Source organism: Maribacter vaceletii (assembly GCF_003634105.1).
Classification (GTDB): Bacteria; Bacteroidota; Bacteroidia; order Flavobacteriales; family Flavobacteriaceae; genus Maribacter_B; species Maribacter_B vaceletii.
Genome location: NZ_RBIQ01000008.1, coordinates 70,908 through 91,600, shown reverse-complemented (window position 1 = coordinate 91,600; position 20,693 = coordinate 70,908). Strand labels below are relative to the sequence as shown.

20 protein-coding genes and 1 tRNA gene are annotated in these 20,693 nt (G+C 30.6%); 13 read left to right on the top strand and 8 right to left on the bottom strand.

Annotated elements, in window-relative coordinates:
- The first annotated feature begins 62 nt into the window (after window positions 1-62).
- Genes serC through CLV91_RS07865 form a run of 3 tightly spaced genes read left to right on the top strand, consistent with a single transcriptional unit; the run spans window position 63 to window position 2,802 of the window.
- Entirely contained in the window at window positions 63-1,127 is a 1,065-nt protein-coding gene (serC, locus tag CLV91_RS07875; RefSeq protein WP_121066052.1) for a 3-phosphoserine/phosphohydroxythreonine transaminase, read from the top strand.
- 27 nt (window positions 1,128-1,154) lie between these two features.
- Entirely contained in the window at window positions 1,155-2,108 is a 954-nt protein-coding gene (locus tag CLV91_RS07870) for a D-2-hydroxyacid dehydrogenase (RefSeq protein WP_121066049.1), read from the top strand.
- Window positions 2,109-2,163: 55 nt separating this feature from the next.
- Complete coding sequence (locus tag CLV91_RS07865; protein ID WP_121066046.1) at window positions 2,164-2,802, top strand: DUF937 domain-containing protein; 639 nt, start codon at window positions 2,164-2,166, stop codon at window positions 2,800-2,802.
- A gap of 76 nt (window positions 2,803-2,878) precedes the next feature.
- On the opposite strand, the gene CLV91_RS07860 is transcribed toward CLV91_RS07865, so the two are convergent.
- A complete protein-coding gene (locus CLV91_RS07860; RefSeq protein ID WP_121066043.1) occupies window positions 2,879-4,186 on the bottom strand; it encodes an NAD(P)/FAD-dependent oxidoreductase in 1,308 nt (435 codons plus the stop codon).
- Window positions 4,187-4,296: 110 nt separating this feature from the next.
- Here CLV91_RS07860 and CLV91_RS07855 point away from each other — a divergent pair, with 110 nt between their 5' ends.
- Window positions 4,297-4,755 (top strand): DUF6146 family protein, encoded by a 459-nt coding sequence (locus CLV91_RS07855; RefSeq protein ID WP_121066040.1) that lies wholly within the window; start codon window positions 4,297-4,299, stop codon window positions 4,753-4,755.
- 31 nt (window positions 4,756-4,786) lie between these two features.
- Window positions 4,787-5,104, top strand: coding sequence for a DUF6787 family protein (locus CLV91_RS07850; protein WP_121066037.1), 318 nt, complete (start codon window positions 4,787-4,789; stop codon window positions 5,102-5,104).
- A gap of 9 nt (window positions 5,105-5,113) precedes the next feature.
- On the opposite strand, the gene CLV91_RS07845 is transcribed toward CLV91_RS07850, so the two are convergent.
- From CLV91_RS07845 to folE, 5 genes are all read right to left on the bottom strand, one after another.
- Complete coding sequence (locus CLV91_RS07845) at window positions 5,114-5,995, bottom strand: sterol desaturase family protein (RefSeq protein WP_121066034.1); 882 nt, start codon at window positions 5,993-5,995, stop codon at window positions 5,114-5,116.
- Window positions 5,988-6,467: a monoheme cytochrome C gene (locus tag CLV91_RS07840; protein WP_121066031.1), complete on the bottom strand. Its 480-nt coding sequence runs from the start codon at window positions 6,465-6,467 to the stop codon at window positions 5,988-5,990. Before CLV91_RS07840 ends, CLV91_RS07845 begins: the two co-directional genes overlap by 8 nt.
- A 1-nt stretch (window position 6,468) precedes the next feature.
- Complete coding sequence (locus CLV91_RS07835) at window positions 6,469-7,689, bottom strand: sulfite oxidase (RefSeq protein ID WP_121066028.1); 1,221 nt, start codon at window positions 7,687-7,689, stop codon at window positions 6,469-6,471.
- Between the two features lie 188 nt (window positions 7,690-7,877).
- The gene (locus CLV91_RS07830; protein WP_121066025.1) at window positions 7,878-8,180 is read right to left on the bottom strand and encodes a hypothetical protein; all 303 of its coding nucleotides are present in this window, start codon (window positions 8,178-8,180) and stop codon (window positions 7,878-7,880) included.
- A gap of 48 nt (window positions 8,181-8,228) precedes the next feature.
- Complete coding sequence (folE, locus tag CLV91_RS07825) at window positions 8,229-8,828, bottom strand: GTP cyclohydrolase I FolE (RefSeq protein ID WP_121066022.1); 600 nt, start codon at window positions 8,826-8,828, stop codon at window positions 8,229-8,231.
- A 170-nt stretch (window positions 8,829-8,998) separates the two neighbouring features.
- Here folE and CLV91_RS07820 point away from each other — a divergent pair, with 170 nt between their 5' ends.
- Entirely contained in the window at window positions 8,999-9,703 is a 705-nt protein-coding gene (locus CLV91_RS07820) for an ABC transporter ATP-binding protein (RefSeq protein ID WP_121066019.1), read from the top strand.
- Window positions 9,704-9,706: 3 nt separating this feature from the next.
- Complete coding sequence (locus tag CLV91_RS07815; RefSeq protein ID WP_121066016.1) at window positions 9,707-10,471, top strand: TIGR02757 family protein; 765 nt, start codon at window positions 9,707-9,709, stop codon at window positions 10,469-10,471.
- 1 nt (window position 10,472) lies between these two features.
- On the opposite strand, the gene CLV91_RS07810 is transcribed toward CLV91_RS07815, so the two are convergent.
- The gene (locus CLV91_RS07810; RefSeq protein WP_121066013.1) at window positions 10,473-12,041 is read right to left on the bottom strand and encodes a fasciclin domain-containing protein; all 1,569 of its coding nucleotides are present in this window, start codon (window positions 12,039-12,041) and stop codon (window positions 10,473-10,475) included.
- Window positions 12,042-12,507: 466 nt separating this feature from the next.
- On the opposite strand from CLV91_RS07810, the gene CLV91_RS07805 reads away from it, so the two are divergent.
- From CLV91_RS07805 to CLV91_RS07780, 6 genes are all read left to right on the top strand, one after another.
- On the top strand, window positions 12,508-13,974 hold the full coding sequence (locus tag CLV91_RS07805; RefSeq protein WP_121066010.1) for an alkaline phosphatase PhoX: 1,467 nt from the start codon (window positions 12,508-12,510) through the stop codon (window positions 13,972-13,974).
- A 10-nt stretch (window positions 13,975-13,984) separates the two neighbouring features.
- Complete coding sequence (locus CLV91_RS07800; protein ID WP_121066007.1) at window positions 13,985-15,805, top strand: cytochrome-c peroxidase; 1,821 nt, start codon at window positions 13,985-13,987, stop codon at window positions 15,803-15,805.
- Window positions 15,806-16,006: 201 nt separating this feature from the next.
- A complete protein-coding gene (locus CLV91_RS07795; RefSeq protein ID WP_211333201.1) occupies window positions 16,007-16,375 on the top strand; it encodes a hypothetical protein in 369 nt (122 codons plus the stop codon).
- On the top strand, window positions 16,372-17,064 hold the full coding sequence (locus tag CLV91_RS07790) for an SGNH/GDSL hydrolase family protein (RefSeq protein ID WP_121066002.1): 693 nt from the start codon (window positions 16,372-16,374) through the stop codon (window positions 17,062-17,064). The genes CLV91_RS07795 and CLV91_RS07790 overlap by 4 nt, the downstream gene beginning before the upstream one ends.
- 1 nt (window position 17,065) lies before the next feature.
- Window positions 17,066-18,748, top strand: coding sequence for a phytoene desaturase family protein (locus CLV91_RS07785; RefSeq protein ID WP_121065999.1), 1,683 nt, complete (start codon window positions 17,066-17,068; stop codon window positions 18,746-18,748).
- A gap of 81 nt (window positions 18,749-18,829) precedes the next feature.
- Window positions 18,830-20,389 carry a M28 family metallopeptidase gene (locus CLV91_RS07780; protein WP_121065996.1) on the top strand — a complete coding sequence of 520 codons (1,560 nt, stop codon included), beginning with the start codon at window positions 18,830-18,832 and terminating at the stop codon, window positions 20,387-20,389.
- A 57-nt stretch (window positions 20,390-20,446) separates the two neighbouring features.
- Here CLV91_RS07780 and CLV91_RS07775 read toward each other — a convergent pair.
- A tRNA-His gene (locus tag CLV91_RS07775) sits at window positions 20,447-20,522 on the bottom strand.
- Window positions 20,523-20,693 lie beyond the last annotated feature (171 nt).

Genomic DNA, 20,693 nt, shown 5'->3' with positions numbered 1-20,693 from the left:
ACGCAAACAAGACAATCATAAAGCATATTCTTAGTATTTTTATGCTCCTCAAAAAAACAAATATGAAAAAACATAATTTTAGTGCAGGCCCATGTATTTTACCTAAAGAAGTTTTATTACAAGCTTCAGAAGCAGTAATGGATTTTAATGGCTCTGGGCTTTCTCTTATAGAAATATCTCATAGAAGCAAAGATTTTGTTGCTGTTATGGAAAAAGCAAGGTCTTTAGCATTAGAACTTTTAGGGTTAGAAGGTCAAGGTTATGAAGCATTGTTTTTACAAGGTGGTGCAAGTACACAATTTTTAATGACAGCCTATAACTTATTAGAAAATAAAGCAGGCTACTTAAATACAGGAACCTGGAGTGATAAAGCTATTAAAGAAGCTAAATTATTTGGAGATGTCATGGAAGTAGGATCTTCTAAAGATGAAAACTTTAAATATATTCCAAAAGGGTACACTGTACCAGAAGGGCTAGATTATCTTCATTTAACATCAAACAATACTATTTTTGGAACGCAAATAAAAAAGTTTCCAAAAACAGATGCGCCATTAATTTGTGACATGAGTTCTGACATTTTCTCTAGACAGTTAGATTTTTCTCAGTTCGATTTAATTTATGCAGGGGCACAAAAAAACATGGGACCTGCAGGAGCAACTCTAGTAATTATTAAGCAAGATATTTTAGGGAAAGTTACTCGTAAAATACCATCAATGCTAGATTACCAAGTGCACATTAACAAGGAGAGTATGTTTAACACGCCTTCTGTATTCGCTGTATACACCTCTATGTTAACTCTAGATTGGTTAAAAAATCTAGGTGGAATTTCTGCAATAGAAGAAATTAATGATAAAAAAGCTCAGTTATTATATTCAGAAATAGAACTAAACCCAGTCTTTAATGGATATGCAAATAAAGCAGACCGTTCTAATATGAATGCAACTTTTAATCTTTCGGATGATAAATTAAAAGGTGAGTTTGAAAAACTATTACAAGAAGCAGGTATAAATGGATTAAATGGTCACCGTTCTGTTGGTGGTTACCGTGCCTCTATGTACAATGCACTAAGCTTAGAAAGTGTAGGTGTACTTGTAGATGTTATGAGCGAAATGGAAAGAAAAGGATAATAACTCAACTATTTTAATAGAATATATATGACAATATTAGCAAATGATGGTATTTCTTCTTCAGGAATATCTACTTTAGAAGCTAATGGTTTTAAAGTATTAACTACTACCGTTGCTCAAGAGCAATTGGCTAACTATATAAATGAACAAAAGGTATCTGTACTATTAGTACGTAGCGCCACTAAGGTTACCAAAGAAGTTATAGACCAATGTTCTTCCTTAAAATTAATAGGTCGTGGAGGAATTGGTTTAGATAATATTGATGTTGCTTATGCAACTAAAAAAGGGGTTAAAGTAATAAATACTCCTGAAGCATCTTCTATATCTGTAGCAGAACTAGTTTTTGCTCATTTATTAAGTGGCTCCAGGTTTTTATATGATGCTAACCGCAACATGCCATTAGAAGGAGATAGCAATTTTAAAAAGTTAAAAAAAGGCTATGCTAAAGGTTTAGAACTGCGTGGAAAAACTCTTGGCATAATTGGTTTTGGAAGAATAGGTCAAGAAACTGCTAAAATTGCAATTGGCCTAGGTATGAATGTACTTTATTATGACCCAGCTGTGCCCAATTCTTCTTTAGAAATTAGTTTTTTTGACAATCAAAAAATATCTTTTTCTTTAACTAATACACCTAAAGAAGAAGTTTTAAAGGCTGCAGACTTTATTACGCTACATGTACCCTCCCAAAAAGAGTATACTATAAATAAAAATGATTTTAATAGTATGAAAAACGGTGTTGGTATAATAAATACTGCTCGTGGTGGTAGTGTAGATGAAGTTGCTTTAGTTGCAGCGCTAGAAAACAAAAAAGTTTCTTTTGCAGGTTTAGATGTTTTTGAATCAGAGCCTACACCGGAAATTAAAATTTTAATGCACCCAAGTATTTCATTATCTCCACATATTGGTGCTTCTACCATAGAAGCACAAGATAAAATTGGCATGGAACTTGCAAAGCAAATAATAGAAATATTTAAAGCATAATAGCTAATTATTCTTTAAATTTAGAACATTGAAACATTAATTAAACAACTATTACATGTCAGGATTATTAGACTTATTAAACAGCCCAATGGGTAAACAATTAATTAGCGGTGTTGCTGGACAAACTGGACAATCAGAATCTGGTACTGCAAACTTATTAAGTATGGCTATGCCAGTTCTTATGGGAGCTATGAAAAGAAATGCTGCAACTCCAGAAGGAGCACAAGGACTTATGTCTGCCCTATCTAGCAAACACGATGGTGGTATTTTAGACAACCTTGGTGGTTTATTTGGTGGCGGTGTAGACCAATCTGTAATGGATGATGGCGCTGGTATATTGGGTCATATTCTTGGTAACAAACAGCCACAAGTACAAAATGCATTAAGCCAAAAATCTGGAATAGATGCTGGTAGTGTTGCTAATATATTAAAAGTTGCTGCTCCATTATTAATGGGTGTTTTAGGGAAACAAGCAAAACAACAAAACGTTACAGATGCTAATGGTATTGGTGATGTTCTTGGTGGATTATTAGGCGGTGGAAGTAACGCTGGCCAACAGCAATCTTTAATTGAGTCTTTCTTAGATTCTGATGGTGATGGTAGCATTTTAGATGATGTAGCAGGAATGGTACTTGGAGGAAACAAAAGTTCAGGAGGACTTGGTGGTCTTTTAGGAGGCTTATTTGGAAAATAAATCCGATATGAATAGATAAAAAAATCCGAACAATTACTTGTTCGGATTTTTTTTATACATCAGGTTTTATAATAAATTAAACAACATCTGTATCTTCCTTTGCTTTAAAAGGAGTAATTATTAAACGAGAGGCTTTATCAAAATTAATATAATTATAAACCCAATTAAATAAAGTTACTACCTTATTTCTAAATCCTACTAAGAAAACTAAATGAATAAACATCCAAATAAACCAAGCAAAGAAACCGCCAAAACGTAATTTCCCTAAATCTACAACTGCTTTATTACGCCCTATAGTTGCCATAGAACCTTTGTCAAAATATTTAAAAGCTTTTAATGACTTTTTGTTATGTAATGCTCGTAAGTTTTTCCCTAAATGACTTCCTTGTTGTATAGCAGGTTGCGCCACCATTGGTAGTCCTCTTTCATATTTTTCGGTTTGCATTAATGCAATATCTCCTATTGCAAAAACATTCTCAAAACCTAAAACTTGATTAAACTCGTTTACTTTATAACGATTTGCTTTTTCTATTAAAGCATTGCCACCTATACCATTAATAGGCGCTCCTGTAACTCCCGCAGACCAAACAAATGTTGCTGCTTTTAATTCTAAATTTGTATTAGTAGAAACTATGTGGTTTTCATAATTAGTAACTATAGTATTAAAATGAATTTTAACTCCCAATTTTTCTAAAAATTTCTTGGCATTTTTACTAGCCTCAGCACTCATAGGTGGTAAAATTCTATCTGCTCCCTCTATAAGATGTATTTCCATTTCAGAAAAATCCATATCTGGATAATCTTTTGGTAATACATTTTCTCTAAGTTCTGCTATACCACCTGCAAGTTCTACTCCTGTTGGTCCTCCTCCAACAATAACAAAATTCAACAACTCTTTTCTTACTTCTAAATTAGGTGTAATTACAGCTTGTTCCAGATTTTCTAACATTAAGCTACGTAATTTTAGAGCCTGTGGCACACTCTTCATTCGCATAGCATTTTGCTCTATAGCTTTATTCCCAAAAAAATTAGTTCGCGCTCCTGTAGCAATTACTAAATAATCATAATTAATAGAACCTATGTTGGTTTTAATTTCTTGTTTAGATGTATCTACTTCTAAAACTTCTGCCATCCTAAAAAATGTATTTTTTCCTCTTTTTACAATTTTACGTAAAGGATAGGCAATAGATTCTGGTTCTAAAGACGAAGTAGAAACCTGATATAATAAAGGTTGAAAAGTGTGGTAATTTTGTCTATCAATTAACACAATCTGAAAATCTTTCCTAGTTACTAATTCTTTAGCAATAGAAACTCCTCCAAAACCTCCTCCTATTATTATTACTCTAGGTTTTTTTGTTTTTGGTATATTTAATGTTTTGTCCATAGATTATAATTGGAATAAAAACCTCTTATTTTTGGACAAATATCTTATCTAAAAAGGTTTAAACCATAAAAAAACTATTCGTTTTAGAAAAAATAGTAACTTTATAACAAATGAAAAATTTTACGTATAAAATTTGTGTTTTTCTTATTATTAGCATCCTCACTTTTAATAATTGTAAAACTTCTAAAAACAGCCTTTCTATATCTAATGAGGAGAAAATTTCTTTTAGTAAAATAGAAGGAGATACAATTACAATCTCTAGTGATGTTACAGAATATGATATTATAATAATAGAACCTGGTTTTAATTTTTGGTTACAGAGCACTGCAAGACCAGAGGGGTTTTATTCACAAACGTATTTAGAAAATAGAAATCAAATTTATGTTTCTGAATGGAATAGAAGGGTTTTACAACCACAAAGATATAATCCCAACTTATATGAGCTTGAAATTAATTACCAAAATAATATAGACTATGGTTATGAAGTAAATTATAAATTATATAATTACTTTATTTATTTCCAAAGAAAATATAATCAACGCTTAGGTCCTTTTATGCCTCGTATTTAAAAAGTATATTTGCAAGCGATTAAAATACGCTATGGAAAAATTGAAACAACGATGGGGAATAGATTCTAATTTTGCTATCATTATTATACTAATTGTTTTCTCTATTACTGGCTCTTCAGCTGTATTTTTAGCAAAACCTATATTGAATGCTATTGGATTAGTTAGAGAATCCTTTTCAGAAGCTTGGTGGGGCGGTTTTATATACTGGACATTTCGTATTTTAATTATTTTTCCAATTTATCAGGTTTTATTAGTTGCTTTTGGCTGGTTATTTGGGCAATTTAAATTCTTCTGGAATTTTGAAAAAAAAATGCTTAGTAGATTTGGTTTAGGCTTTTTGTTTAAATAAAGAACTATTTTATTTAGCCTGTTTTTCTTTACTGAAGCCAAAAGTTAATTGACTAAAAAAAGAACTTGGAACTTTTTCATCTCCTTTAAAACCTAAACTAATTTTCCCTTCAGATTCTGGTATATAATGAGTTTTAAAAATATAATCCCAAATACTTAAACTAATTCCAAAATTTACGCCGTATTTTCCTTCCGGCAAAGTATAAGCATGATGGTACAAGTGCATTACTGGGTTGTTAAAAATATACTTTAACGGCCCCCAAGTAATTTTCACATTAGAATGATTTAAATGCCCAATAATAATAGCAAAAAAGTGAACAATATAAGCTTGCTCTGGTTCAAAACCACCAAGTAACATCACCCCAATAGTTTTTAAAGGTTTATATAAAATATTTTCCATCCAATGGTAACGTAAATGCGCAGCAAATCCCATTTCTTTAACACTATGGTGTATTTTATGAAAACGCCAAAGCAAAGGAAGTTTATGCAATAATATATGTGTAAACCATTGCACAAAATCTAGAATTATAAAAAAAACTAGTAGTTTTCCCAAGACAGGAAAAGCATCTAAATTAAAAATTGCTAAACTAGTAACAGTAATATTAAACTCTAAAAAAAATAACTCTATAACTTTATAAAAACCACTTATTATAATAGAAAATATAAAAAAATTGAAATACATATAAAAAGCATCTAACCAAAAATCTTTCCTAAAAATAGATTGATTTTTGCGCCATGGAAATACAATTTCTAAAAGCCAAACTAGTAAAGAAATAACAAACAAACCCCAAAAATAATTCGTATACCAAGGAACGTCTAAACAAATAGATTTCCATGTCCAGTTTATACTACCTTCAATTGCATTACCAAAACCAAGTATGTATTTATTCATCCTCTAAATTATACCATTCTACAGTAGACAAAATAGTTCTCCTCCCCTTTTTAACAGGTGGATAATTAGTAACCAAATAATTTATTATAATAGCTTCATTATCTCCTAAATCCCATAAATTTTGGGTTTCTTGCATCCAGTGTATTGTTTCTTCCCATCTTTCTTTATTCATCCTATTTTGAATAACTAATTGAGCAGAATGGCAATTAGTACAATTATTTACAGTTTCCATTAAGCCTTCTCCTTCTTTAAAACCTGTTCTTATATGAATTCCATTCTCAATTTTGTCGTAGTTATCATCTTTACTTACTTCTATATAATCTTTAGTGTCTATTTCCTTTTTACTATAAAAAATATCTGGGTTACTATTATATAATAAGATAACAATACTCAGAAGTACTAAAAGAGAAATACACACCAATAAAAACGCATAAAAAGCCTTTACTTGAATCCTAAAATCTGAATTTTTCATTTTAAATTACCTTAACTGCTATTCTATGACATGCGTTATTAAGATACCCTTTTGGGTTCCACCCTGGCAAAACCATTGGTTGCTTTACTCCTTGAGAGTCTGTTGCCCTTGCCCATATTTCATAATATCCTTTTTGGGGAAAAGAAAGTGATGCGCTAAAATGTTGCCAAGCTAACCTATTTACCGGTTTATCTATAACACATTCTAGCCATGTAGCGCCAAAATCTATAGAGTACTCCATTTGGGCAACTTCTAACTCTCCAGCCCAAGCATGTCCCCTAATATGTAGTTTTTTATTCTCCTTAATTATTGCACCTGTTTTAGGAAACGTAATTAATGATTTAACAGGCATAGATTCTATAATACACATATCCTCATCTTTAACCTTTTCTCCCGGAGCTACAGGTTTACATGGCACACGGTATGCTGTACCCGTCATTTTAGTACCATCATGTACTTTATTACGAATACTAATTCTATTAATCCATTTTCCAGATACAGAAGCAGGCCAACCACCAGCAATTAAACGTAACGGGTACCCATGTGCTAAAGGAATAGCCTCATTATTCATTTTAAAAGCTAACAAAGTTTCATCTTGTACTACTTTTTCCATTGGGGCACCACGAGAAATAGGCTCTTTATTTGGATCCCTACTTAAATGCGAATCTATTGCGTGGTATCCTATATAAACAGCATCTTCTTTAATACCCGCATCTTCTAGAACATCTTTTAACCGTACTCCTGTCCAATTTGCACAAGAAACAGCGCCAATAGTCCATTGGTTACCTTTTGCAGGAGGATCAAACTCACTACGCCCATTACCACCACATTCCAATGTAAGTTGATAGGTATATTGTTTAAATTTTGATTTTAATTCTGACAGAGAATATGTTTTTTTTTCTTTTACAGATTCACCATCTATTGTAAGAGTCCATTTATCTAAATCTATTTTCTCAGGAAGTAACCCATTGTTACGCAAAAACATAGCTTTATTAGGTGTAATTTTGTCATCTAACAAATGTGCTTTTGCCTCTATATTCCATGGTTTAGTATTCAAAACCGTCATTTCTGGACTTTTACCAAATAGTTGAAATAAATCTGGTTCTTGTAAAGCAATTGGAAAATAATTTTTTGGCATTGAAGCTCCAAAAACAATATCGGCACCTATTAAACCTGCTAGAGTACCTAGAGTGGCTTTTTTAATAAATTTACGTCTACTCATTACTAATTATCTCAAAAATTGTCTTATGTAAAGTTACAATTTTTGAATTCTATTTTTGTAACAATTAATACATTGTAATAAGAATTAGCAAATAACCTATGGGTAAATCTATATGAAAATAATCTTAAAAAAATTGAGAAAAACCTCTAAGTATTTAAATTTAGATTATAAGCATTTTTATGAAGTAATTAATCTACATCTATAATCTTGCTAAATTTAGATTTTTTAAATACATAAGTATATAACCACATTATGGTAAAGGTTGGTATAACATCTAGTCCAGGTATTATTTCTTCTACAAAAGATACTACTCCGGCTGCTTTCCCTATTTTTCCTTTATAAAGTTTAATCATTAACCAAGCAGAAATAGGAGCCCAAATAACATCTGAGAAATCCCCTAGAAAAGGAACTGCAAAAGAAAGCATTCCTATACCATCAAACAAAAGGCTTAGAAAAAGGTGTTTTATTTTTTTATTAGATTTAGTAGGCATATAAATAATTTAGTGTTCTATACTTACTAAAGCAACAAAGATGCCAAATTATGACAAATGTGAGCTTATAAGCTTAAGAAACTCATTTCTAGTTTCTTGTTTTTCAAACTGTCCTCTAAACCCTGATGTAGTTGTAACAGAATTTTGTTTTTGCACACCACGCATCATCATACACATATGAGAAGCTTCAATAACGACTGCTACACCCTGTGGTTTTAATGTATTATTTATGCACTCTAATATATCATGTGTTAGCCTTTCTTGCACTTGTAATCTTCTTGCAAAAACATCCACAATTCTTGGTATTTTACTTAACCCAACTATATGACCGTTAGGAATATAAGCTATATGCGCTTTTCCAAAAAAAGGTAGCATGTGGTGTTCACATAAAGAATATAATTCTATATCCTTAATAATAACCATATCATCATAATCCTCTTTAAACATGGCTCCCTTTAATATTTTCACAGGGTCTAAATCATACCCTTGCGTAAGAAACTGCATTGCTTTTGCAGCTCTTTCTGGAGTTTTTACTAAACCTTCTCTAGAAACATCTTCCCCAATTCCGTTTAAAATAGAAGTATATTTTTCCTGTACTTCTTTTGTAACTTCTTGATCGTATTCTTCTAAATTTTTATATGATGACATGCTTTATACTATCTTTTAAACCTAATATTATGCAAATATATGCCTATTCTATTAATTCCTAGTATTTTGGTATGTTTACTGGCATATATATAAAGACAACCCCATTGATTGTCTCTATATTTTGGTATGTCCGTGCTAATGTTTACTTTCATCCCGTTAAAAAAAATTAGATGATAAAGGCTTCCAATATTCAAAAATTTTATGGAGAACTTCAGGTTTTAAAAGGAGTAGATTTACACATAAAAAAAAGTGAAGTTATATCTATTGTAGGACAATCTGGTGCAGGAAAAACAACCCTTTTACAAATATTAGGAACATTAGATGCGCAATATAATAAACAAAATAGTAGCCTTTTAATTAATAATATAGATGTTACTAATTTAACGGATCAAGAGCTTGCAAAGTTTAGAAATGAACATATTGGTTTTATTTTTCAATTTCACCAGTTACTACCAGAATTTACAGCATTAGAAAATGTTTGTATTCCTGCATACATAAAAAAAACGAATAGAACAGATGCAGAAAAAAGAGCTAAAGAGTTATTAAACTTTTTAGGGTTATCTCACCGATATAATCACAAACCAAATGAATTATCTGGAGGAGAACAACAACGTGTTGCTGTTGCCAGAGCCCTAATTAATAACCCTTCTATAATTTTTGCAGATGAACCTAGTGGTAATTTAGACTCTGAAAGTGCCGATAATTTACACAAGTTGTTCTTTGAATTAAGAGAAAAATACGGGCAAACTTTTGTTATTGTTACACATAATGAAGAGTTAGCAAACTTAGCTGATAGAAAATTAGTTATGGTAGACGGCAACTTTACACAAAAAGAGGAATCTATAGAATGGCAAGAATGGAATGCAGATAAATAATGTATGACTAAAAAAGAACTTAAAGATTTTTTAGATGCCAAGGTTGTACAATACAATAGACCAGATTTTATAGAAAGTGACCCCATACAAATTCCGCATACCTTCTCTAAGAAAGAGGATATAGAAATTAGTGCTTTTTTAACCGCAACAATAGCTTGGGGAAACAGAAAAAGTATTATAAAAAATGCAAAACAAATGATGACTATTATGGGAAATTCTCCTCATGATTTTGTTATGCAACATAAAGAAGAAGATTTAAAAGCCTTTAATACATTTGTACATCGAACTTTTAATAGTGAAGATGCAAAGTTCTTTATAAAAAGTTTACGCAATATTTATGAAAATAACGGAGGGTTAGAATCTGTTTTTAAAACCAACCTCACCGAAAATTCTTTACAACCAGCTATTTCTAGTTTTAAATCTGTTTTTTTTGAAATTCCACATCCAAAAAGAACAACCAAACACGTGTCTGACCCTTTAAAAGGTTCTGCTGCCAAGCGTATAAATATGTTTTTACGTTGGATGGTGAGAGACGCTTCTACCGGAGTAGATTTTGGTATTTGGAAAACCATACCTACCTCCTCTTTATCTTGCCCCTTAGATGTGCATTCTGGTAATGTTGCTAGAAAGTTAAAACTTTTAAACCGCAAGCAAAATGATGCAAAAGCACTTTTAGAATTAGATGCCTCTTTACGAAAATTAGACCCTACAGACCCCGTAAAATATGATTTTGCTTTATTTGGCTTAGGAGTTTTTGAAAAATTTTAATCTATAAAAAATCTATTAACTCTTCTGGAACTAATACCTTATCTATAACATGTATTACTCCTCTTAAAACCTCTTTATTAGATTTAGAAATCTTTGCTAAAGCATCTGTTTTATCTTTAATATAAATACCATTATCATTAACTAAAAGAGTAATTTTTTCCCCTTGCGCTGTATCTAGACTTTCATTATTTATTATGCTAGATGACATTAACTTTCCTGTTTCTACACAATGGTATTTAAAAATCTTTTTTAACATTTCTAAATCTTCAGCTGTATTAAATTCTTCTAATGAAGTATACCCTTTTTCTTGTATAAGTTTCATAAATGCTGCATCAGAAGGTATAAAAAAAGTAAATTCTTTATCTAAGAAACCTCCAAGACTACTTTGCAATGTTTTAAATAGGTTATGCGCTATGTTACAATTATCCAAATTTTTTAAAGCTGCAGCAAATACTTTACTGGCTTCGCTACTTAAACCATCTATCACAGATTGTGGTAACAAAACTCTATCTATAGTATGTATTATTCCATTTTTTGCTGGTATATCTATTAAAACAAAATTTGCTCCTAAAGTAGTTGCATCTACTAATTCGTATCCATTATCTATAGAAGAAATTTTTATTTTATTATCTCCAGATAAAGTTTCGATTTCCCCTTCAGTAATATCAGAAAATTTTATAACCCCTTCAAATACATGATAAGATAATACATCACGCAGTAAATCTATTTCAAACGCAGTATCTATATCTTCTAAAGAAGTAATTCCAGCTCCTAAAAGAGCATATATACCTCCAAATGAATCATTTGTAGGAGCAAAAACCGTATAAGGTCCGTCTTCATTTAAAGTATCTAACAATCCTGTAATTTCTAAAGCATCTTTTAAAAGTGAAAAATCTTGATTTTCCTGTACTAATTTAGATATTGTTTTATCATTAGTTGCATTTGTATTGTTTAAAAACTCTTGTACCTCTGCTGGAATTAAAATTTTATCTATAGTGTGTATTATACCGTTAGTTGCTTTAGTATCTATTTCTAATAAATTAGCATCTACCTCAGATGCATCACCAATAACAAATGTTTCACCAGAAGCTATAATTTTAATACTATCACCATCTAATAATGTTTCTATTGTTTCTTCTGATAATGCATCTGAATTCAATTGTTTTTCTATACCATGATATAATATGATACGTTTAAGTAATTCAATTTCAATAAAATTATTAAAATCATCAAAACTATTATAATCATTTCCTAGTAATGTAAACAACTCCTCTATTGCAGTATTAGTAGGCGCAAATAAAGTTAATGGGCCAGCAACAGAAAATTCACTTTCTAGGCCAGCTTTTACAATTGCAGCTTTAAATAATGATAAGTCTTCTGTAGCACTAATTGATTCGATAATATTTAATGTAGCTACTTGTTCTACAATTTCCTCTTCTTCTTCCTTAGTAGATTTTTCTTTTATTATTTCTTCATCTTTTTCTTCAGAATCATTTTTACTACAAGAAAATAGTATTGTAAAAATGCTTAATAGTAATAGTAATTTTCTTAACTGTGAGGTGGTTTTCATTTTGTTGTTTTTGGTTCTCTAAATAATTCAGGAAAATTAGTATTAAACAAGACCAACTAGATAAACCTATCCTTAATTTTAGGTTATTCAAAGTTTAAATTTTAAAAATTGAATAACCTAAAATTAAGGATTGTTTTTAGAAAAAAACGTAACTATTAAAACTACCTGCACAAATAAAAATAGGTCTTTAAACATACCTACTACTAGACACTTAACTACGAACATTAAGAATAACAACACAAAATACAACTTAAAGTTACAAGATTAACCACATATTTTAAATTAATGAAAATCAAACAGTTACAAATACAAAGCAATCAATTTAGAATCATTATAATTAATAACAATATAATAATAATCCTAACATTAAAAACAACAAAACAAAATATTCAGTTAAAACTATCTTAAACCATTGCTTCTAATTTTACACCAGAATATATAACCCATAACAAACACATTAAAGAAAATGAAAAAATTTACAAGTGTATTGCTTTTAGCAGGTTTAGTTTCGGCTACTTCTTGTGACAAATTAGACGATTTTACTGGAGGCGGAAACGGTGAACCTAAAGAAGGTGTAACTTTAAAAAACCACTCTACTGTTCCTGCTTACTTTAAAGTTGCTCCAGAATTTAATGATTTAAAAATATACTCTTTATTAAGTTCTCCAGATGTATTACAAGATTCTCCAAACTTTGTTTATGGATCTATGGCGGATGGCGCTGGTCTTTTAAAAGAAGCTGACGGAACTTTTACCTTAATTAATAACATTGAAGCAGATTATTCTATTGCTAGAGTAACTTTTGATGAAACTTTTAAGCCAGTTAAAGGAGAATATATTCTTAATGCTGAAGCTACAGCTTATACTGCACAATGTTCTGGTTCTTTAATTACGCCAGAAGAGCACGGTTTTGGACCAACTTATTTATCTGGTGGTGAATGGGGTGGATCTTCTAAAGCAGTTTTTGCTGTAGATCCTTACAAGAGTACTTCTAATGCATCTGTAGCTACTACATTATCTGCTTTAGGAGAATGGTCTACTGAAAATGCTGTTGCAATTGGAAAAGATGCTTTCCCTGGAAAAACAGTTATTTTTATTGGTGATGACCATTCTGATAATGAAGTTCCTTCAGGACAGTTAGGTATGTATGTTGCAGATCAAGGAGATCTTAACAATGGAAAATTATATACTTTAAAAGTAACTACTGAAGGTGTAGCATATGAAATGGATATGGCTGAAGGAGAGACTTACGAAGCTGAATTCATTGAAATGGAAGAAAGAAGTATTGACCTTTTAGATGCTGAAGCTAAAGAAAAAGGTGCTATGGGATTCTCTAGATTAGAAGATATTGACTGGAGAAGAGGTATTGCTGCTAACCAAAGAGAATTATATATTACTGTTACTGGTAGAAAAAAAGATGGTCTTGTTGGTAAAGGTTCTACTTACGGTAGAATATACAAAGTAGTTTTAGATAAAGAAGAGCCTACAAAAGCAACTATTTCTTGTGTTTTAGATGGAGATAAATTAGATGGTAAAGCAAAAGCTTTCCATAGTCCTGATAACATTGTAGTTACTAAAAACTATGCATACATTCAAGAAGATCCTAATGGATATCCTGATACTGCAGATAAAGCGCACTATGCTCAATTATACCAATACAATTTAAATACAGGAGAATTAAAAACGGTATTAGAGTGTGATCAAGTTGCTGCTGCAGCTGCTGGTGTAGGTAACACAGAAAGAAATTGGGAAATTACAGGTATGATTGATGTTTCTGAAACTTTAGGCATGGAAGGTACATTTATTATGATTACTCAAAACCATGGCTGGGAGCCTGCAGATGGTTCTGCTTTTACAGATCCTTTAGCTAATTCACAAGCAGATAGCCGTAAAGAAGGTAGTCAGTTATTTGTTCTTAAAGGTTTATCTAACTAATAATTTTTGAATGATTAAGCATTTAAAAAAACAATTAAAAAAAGGGGTTTATGTTTACATAAGCCTCTTTGCTTTATCTATTATTTCATGTAATCAGGTAAAAAAAGACACTAAAGAGGTTCGTCTAAACATAGGGCAAAAACTTCAAAAAAACTATACAGGTAAACTTATTACGTGCCAATCGTATTTAGACAGTTTATCTAAAAGTAATTCTAAAAAAGATTTTGAAAAATATTATTTAAATGCTAGAAAAGTATTTAAACAAGTAGAACCAATGATGGCGTTTGTTGATGCAGAAAATTATAAGTTTTTAAACGCACCAAATATTTTAAAAGTAGAAGAAGAAGATGCTACTAATATTAAAGTAATGTATCCTAAAAGCTTTCAAGTATTAGAGGAATCTATATATACAGTGGAGTCTTTAGACATTAAAAAAGTACAAGAAACCGCTAAACTTATATACCATAGATTAAAACTAATTGAAAAAAACACCAAAATAGAGTACTTTAAAGAACACCATGTTCTTTGGTTACTTAGAGATGCTATACTAAGAGTTTCGCAAACAGGAATTACAGGGTTTGATTCCCCTGTCTTAGAGCAATCTTTAGCAGAAGCACAAGAAGTATACAGTACTTTAAATGATTATATAAAGATTTTAGAAACAGTATTTGAAAATAAAGAGCTTTATAATAACTGGGTTTCTGAAATTGAATCTACTATAAAAAGCCTAGATACTAAAGACTTTAATTCATTTAACAGGTATAGTTTTATTAAAAATCACACGCACAAACAATTACGTTTATTTAATGAAACTGTAGTAGACTGGAATACTAAATTTCCATTTACTTTGGCCCTTAATAATGATGCTCCTTCCCTATTTTCTGATAAAACATTCAACACAGAATATTATTCAGATATAAAAAACAAAGGATTTTCTAAAGAAGTTATTGCTTTAGGACGTGATTTATTCAATGATAAAAGTTTATCTATAAATAACTCTATGAGTTGTGCTACATGTCATAACAAAGAAAAAGCTTTTACAGATGGTCTTAAAAAACCTAAAGGACAATTAAGAAATAGTCCAACGTTAACATATGCATCGCTTCAACAAAGTTTTTTTTATGATAATAGTGCAGGAAGTTTAGAAGGCCAAATAGTATCTGTTGTAAATAATGAAACAGAATTTCATACAAATTTAGAAACATTACAAAAAGCTGTAAATACAAGTTCTGATTATAAATCTCGTTTTGATAGCATTTATAATGGTAAGGCAACTGACTATAATATACGTAATGCCATTGCTGAATATATTAGAACCTTAAATAAATTTAACTCTAAGTTTGATAAAAACATTAGTGGCCTAGAAAATTCTTTAACCAAAAAAGAAATTAATGGTTTTAATTTATTTATGGGTAAAGCTAAGTGTGCAACTTGCCATTTTGCTCCTGTTTTTAATGGTACATTGCCAACATTATATAAGGATACAGAAATAGAATTATTAGGGGTGCCTACTAAAAACGACACAATTAATGCTATAGTAGACGCAGATTTAGGAAGGTATAACGTCTTTAAAACTGAAGAAAGAAAACACTTTTTTAAAACTCCTACAGTTAGAAACATTGAACTTACAGCACCTTATATGCATAATGGTGTTTACACTACTTTAGAGGAAGTTGTAGATTTTTATAATCGTGGTGGTGGTGCAGGAATAGGAATAGACTTAGAATTACAAACACTACCTCCTACCCCGCTAAATTTATCCAAAACAGAAAAGGAAGACCTTATTCTTTTTATGAAAAGTCTAACGGATACTTCTAAAGAAAATATTTAAATTAAGTTATTAAATCTAAAATAGCCTTGCAGAAATACATACCTGTAAGGCTATTTTTATTTATAAGTATTTATAAGCTATCTTAGGGGTTTAATTATTTTATTATAAATAAATATGCAACCAAAAGCCTTTTTAAAAACCTTAAAATTTCTTCACCTTTCTTTAGTATTGGGTCTAGTACTTTTTGCAGTAATAGCTTATATGCAAAATTCAGAAATAACAGCCCAACCAGACTCTAATAACCCATTTTTATATGCTGTCCCTATTATTGCTATTATTGGTTATTTTGGCAGTCAGTTTTTATCAAAAAAAATGTTGTCAAAAATTACATCTAACTTATCTTTAGAAGAAAAGTTAAAAAAATATAAATCGGCATCTCATGTAAAGTTTATGATTATTGAGCTTCCTGCAATTTTTGCATTGTTTGCTTTTTATACCACATCAAATGCTTTGCCTCTTGTAATTGCTGTTTCCTTAATTGCTTATTTATTCTCTCAAAAACCTTCTTTAAATAAAATAAAAACAGATTTAAACTTAAACAAAGAGGAAATAAAAGCTTTAGAATCATGAAAAATTCCAAAATTCTTATCGTAATTATGTTAGCATTCTTAGGTATAAATAAGGCAAAAGCACAAACGGAAGATTGGCCAAATTTAAAACATTTTCAAAAAGAAAATAAAGCTATTAAAGCTCCTTTAGAAAATGAGGACAGAGTAGTATTTATGGGAAATTCCATTACTATTGGTTGGCTACACAAAAGACCAGATTTTTTTAAAGGCAAACCATACATAAATAGAGGAATTAGCGGGCAAACTACACCGCAAATGTTAGTTCGATTTAGACAAGATGTTGTAGAATTACAACCAAAAATTGTTGTTCTATTAGCTGGCACAAATGATATTGCAGGTAATACAGGCCCATCTACTCTGAATATGATTGTTAATAATATTAAGGGAATGGCCGAAATTGCAAAAGAAAATAACATTAAAGTAATTCTATCTTCTACACTACCAGCTTATAAATATCCTTGGAGTCCAGAAATAAAACCTGCAAATAAAATTGTTTCGTTAAATAAAATGATAGAAGAATATGCACTTGAAAATGACTGTATTTATTTAGATTATTTTTCTGCTATGGTTGATGATAGAAAAGGTTTACCTAAAAAATATGCAAAAGATGAGGTACACCCAACTGCAGAAGGTTATGCGGTTATGGAACCTTTAGTAGAAGAAGCAATTAAAGAAGCTCTAAAAAAATAATTTGGAAAAAAAGCAACAAGACTGGGATACAATTATTATTGGTTCTGGAGCAGGTGGTTTAGCAGCTGCTATATGTTTGTCTAGAGAAGGACTAAAAGTTTTAGTTTTAGAAAAACATGACGTTCCTGGTGGTTGGTGTCATAGTTTTTATTTAAATGGCCATAGGTTTACTCCTGGAGTACATTATATTGGTTTATTAGGAGAAGGAGAATCTACAAGTGATTTATATAAAGGTTTGGGCATAGCAAACGATCTTGTTTTTTTTAGAATGAATCCTGATGCCTATGAACACTGTTGGATAGGAGATGAAAAATTTGACTACCCTTCTAACCTAGAAGAATTAAAAGAACGATTAGCGAAACGTTTCCCGCAAGAAAAAAAGAATATTGAAAAATATTTAACTTTAGTAAAAAATGTAAGTACGCAAATATATTCTCTTCCATATATTAAAGGTTTTTGGCAAAAATTAACTACTCCATATCGTACACGTCATATGGGTAAATATGGTTTATTTAGTCTTAAACGTGTAATAAACTGGCATATTAAGGATCCACTTCTAAAAAACATACTTAACGTGCAATGTGGAGACCACGGGCTACAACCAAGAAAAGCAGCTTTTCCGCTTCATTGTGCATTAATGAGTCATTATTTTAATGGTAGTTACTACCCTATGGGTGGTGGTGGTGCGCTAATAAAAGCCAAAACAAATGCTTTAAAAAAACATAACGGTAAAATTCGTACTAGCACAGGCGTTAAAAAAATTATATTAGAAGAAAACTCTAAAATTAAAAAAGCGGTAGGTGTAGAATTAGAAAATGGAGAAAAACTATATGCAAAGAATATTATTTCTAATGCAGACCCAGGAATCACCTATTTAAAACTTATTGGGGAAGAAAAATTAAGTAAAAAACTTTTAAAGAAGCTTAGTAAAACTAAATATTCCTGTACATCTTTAATGCTCTTCTTAACGGTAGATTTAGATGTAAAAAAAGCAGGTCTAGACTCTGGTAATATTTGGCTAATGCCAGATAAAGATGCCGATGAATTTTATGATGGCTTAATGAAGGAAGATATTTTAAAGGATGATGCTTTTGAAGGTATGTTTATAAGCTGTACAACACTTAAAGACCCATCTAGTTATAACGGAAAAGAACATTCTTTAGAAGTTATTACTTATATAAATTATGACTCTTTTAAAGAATTTGAGAATGAAAATGAAGAACGTTCAAAAGCATATTTAGAGTTTAAAGAGAAATTAACCCAAAAGATGCTTAATGGATTGGAAAAGGCTATTCCAAATATTAGAGAACATATTATTCACCAAGACCTAGGTACACCTATTACAAATGAGTATTATGTAAATAGTACTAGAGGAAATGTCTATGGTACGGAAAAAAGTTTAATGCACATTGGTCCATTTTCTTATAAACCTAAAAGTGAGATAGAAAACCTATACTTATGTGGTGCTAGTATTTTATCACACGGTGTAGCTGGGGCGGCGCATTCTGGAGTAGAAACTGCTAGTATTATTCTAAATTGTGAAGCAGACAGTTTAAGAGAACCACAACCAGGACAGGAGTTAACTATTTTAGAGGCAGAAGATTCTACAAATTATCCAGATTGGTTAGCTAAAAAAATTGAACATAGAAAAACAAGAGCAAAAGCTAAATCATTAGTAGATTAAAAATAGCTAATAAATAGAATCAAAAAAATTCATAAACTTTTAAGTATTTTTGTAAAACATAATTTACAACTTAATAGCTATATGAAAAAAATACTTTTTTCTACAATGGGGCTCTTTTTTGCTTGCAATACATCGCAAAAAACTGTCACAGAAGAACCTAAATCCGTAAAAGAAATAGATGTAACTACTATTGCTAGTTCTATTACCGAGGATGAATTAAAAGAGCATTTATACGTTTACGCTTCGGACGAATACGAAGGGAGAGAAACAGGGCAACCTGGACAAAAAAAAGCAGTAGAATATATTAAAAAAGAATATGAAAAACTTGGTATACCTGCTGCCAAAAAAGATGGAGATTATTTTCAAAATGTTCCCTTAAAACTTAATAATGTACCATCTGGAAAAATTGTTTTTAACAATAAAGACTACAATGTAGGCGAACACGTTCTTACCTTTAATGCTGCAAATTTAAATTTTAACTCTATATCTTATGTTGGTTTTGGCATAGAAGTAGATAATTATTCAGACTATAAAGATATTGATGTAACAGACAAAATTGTTTTATTAAAATCTGGAGAACCAATAGATGATAATGATAATTATATTATATCAGGATCTAAAGAAAAATCTATCTGGAGTAATGCCTCTGAAGCCATAGGCAAAAAAATAAAGATAGCTCTAGATAAAGGAGCCAAAGGGGTTCTTTATTATGATTCCACTAGCTATAATAGATTTAAAAGCAGATTTAATTTCATGAAAGAAAACAATAGTGGACGCATGGAAGTAATAGATAAAACTAAAAAACAATTTGCTAGTTTGTTTATTGATACTTTTTTAGCAAAAAATATTTATCCAGAAATAGACACCAATAATGTGCCTAAAATTTTGGAAAAACCACTATCAATAGAAGTTGCAAGTACAGATAATACGCTAAATTCTGAAAATGTGGTTGCAATATTAAAAGGTTCTGAAAAACCAGAAGAATATATTGTTATTTCTTCTCATTTAGATCATATTGGCGTAACCCCAGAAGGGGAAATTAATAATGGTGCAGATGATGATGGTTCTGGTACTGTAGCACTCCTAGAAATAGCAGAAGCATTTAAAAAAGCAGAAAAATTAGGACAAGGTCCAAAAAGATCTATTGTTTTCTTACATGTTACAGGTGAAGAAAAAGGGTTATTAGGGTCACAATATTATGCAGATTTTGATCCTATTTTTCCCTTAGAAAATACTGTAGCCAACCTAAATGTAGATATGATTGGTAGAATAGACCCTAAAAGAGAGGGGGACAGAAATTATATTTATCTAATTGGGTCGGACAAGTTAAGTATCGATTTACACAACCTTTCTGAAGAAGTAAACAAAAAGTACACTAATATTGAATTAGATTATACTTATAATGATGAAAATGACCCAAATCGTTTTTACTACCGAAGTGATCATTATAATTTTGCAAAAAATAATATTCCAATTATTTTTTATTTTAATGGTACACATGATGATTATCATAGACCAACCGATACTCCTGACAAAATTAATTATGATTTATTAGAGAATAGAACTAGATTAATTTTTTATACTGCTTGGGAAGTAGCCAATAGAGATAAACGTTTAGTAGTAGATAGTACAACTAAATAAACTTAAGATTATAGTACTAAAAAAGCCTTATCAAAAAAGATAAGGCTTTTGCTTTTAGGGTGGAAGACGGGATTCGAACCCGCGACCCTCGGTACCACAAACCGATGCTCTAACCAACTGAGCTACAACCACCATTTGTAAGCGAGTGCGAAGATAATTTTTTTTATTTAATCTATCAAAATAAACTAAATAAAAAAATGAGAAAAAGCACTAGTAATAATTAATTAATATTGTTAACTTGTTAGGTATATAACTATATATTATAAGTGAATACTATAGGAGCATTTATTGAATCATTTTAAAA

What these genes read in the sequence shown, in the direction of transcription:
- serC (WP_121066052.1), top strand. Translation starts at nt 63, where the DNA reads ATGAAAAAACATAATTTTAGTGCAGGCCCATGTATTTTACCTAAAGAA.
- CLV91_RS07870 (WP_121066049.1), top strand. Translation starts at nt 1,155, where the DNA reads ATGACAATATTAGCAAATGATGGTATTTCTTCTTCAGGAATATCTACT.
- CLV91_RS07865 (WP_121066046.1), top strand. Translation starts at nt 2,164, where the DNA reads ATGTCAGGATTATTAGACTTATTAAACAGCCCAATGGGTAAACAATTA.
- CLV91_RS07860 (WP_121066043.1), bottom strand. Translation starts at nt 4,186, where the DNA reads ATGGACAAAACATTAAATATACCAAAAACAAAAAAACCTAGAGTAATA.
- CLV91_RS07855 (WP_121066040.1), top strand. Translation starts at nt 4,297, where the DNA reads ATGAAAAATTTTACGTATAAAATTTGTGTTTTTCTTATTATTAGCATC.
- CLV91_RS07850 (WP_121066037.1), top strand. Translation starts at nt 4,787, where the DNA reads ATGGAAAAATTGAAACAACGATGGGGAATAGATTCTAATTTTGCTATC.
- CLV91_RS07845 (WP_121066034.1), bottom strand. Translation starts at nt 5,995, where the DNA reads ATGAATAAATACATACTTGGTTTTGGTAATGCAATTGAAGGTAGTATA.
- CLV91_RS07840 (WP_121066031.1), bottom strand. Translation starts at nt 6,467, where the DNA reads ATGAAAAATTCAGATTTTAGGATTCAAGTAAAGGCTTTTTATGCGTTT.
- CLV91_RS07835 (WP_121066028.1), bottom strand. Translation starts at nt 7,689, where the DNA reads ATGAGTAGACGTAAATTTATTAAAAAAGCCACTCTAGGTACTCTAGCA.
- CLV91_RS07830 (WP_121066025.1), bottom strand. Translation starts at nt 8,180, where the DNA reads ATGCCTACTAAATCTAATAAAAAAATAAAACACCTTTTTCTAAGCCTT.
- folE (WP_121066022.1), bottom strand. Translation starts at nt 8,828, where the DNA reads ATGTCATCATATAAAAATTTAGAAGAATACGATCAAGAAGTTACAAAA.
- CLV91_RS07820 (WP_121066019.1), top strand. Translation starts at nt 8,999, where the DNA reads ATGATAAAGGCTTCCAATATTCAAAAATTTTATGGAGAACTTCAGGTT.
- CLV91_RS07815 (WP_121066016.1), top strand. Translation starts at nt 9,707, where the DNA reads ATGACTAAAAAAGAACTTAAAGATTTTTTAGATGCCAAGGTTGTACAA.
- CLV91_RS07810 (WP_121066013.1), bottom strand. Translation starts at nt 12,041, where the DNA reads ATGAAAACCACCTCACAGTTAAGAAAATTACTATTACTATTAAGCATT.
- CLV91_RS07805 (WP_121066010.1), top strand. Translation starts at nt 12,508, where the DNA reads ATGAAAAAATTTACAAGTGTATTGCTTTTAGCAGGTTTAGTTTCGGCT.
- CLV91_RS07800 (WP_121066007.1), top strand. Translation starts at nt 13,985, where the DNA reads ATGATTAAGCATTTAAAAAAACAATTAAAAAAAGGGGTTTATGTTTAC.
- CLV91_RS07795 (WP_211333201.1), top strand. Translation starts at nt 16,007, where the DNA reads ATGCAAAATTCAGAAATAACAGCCCAACCAGACTCTAATAACCCATTT.
- CLV91_RS07790 (WP_121066002.1), top strand. Translation starts at nt 16,372, where the DNA reads ATGAAAAATTCCAAAATTCTTATCGTAATTATGTTAGCATTCTTAGGT.
- CLV91_RS07780 (WP_121065996.1), top strand. Translation starts at nt 18,830, where the DNA reads ATGAAAAAAATACTTTTTTCTACAATGGGGCTCTTTTTTGCTTGCAAT.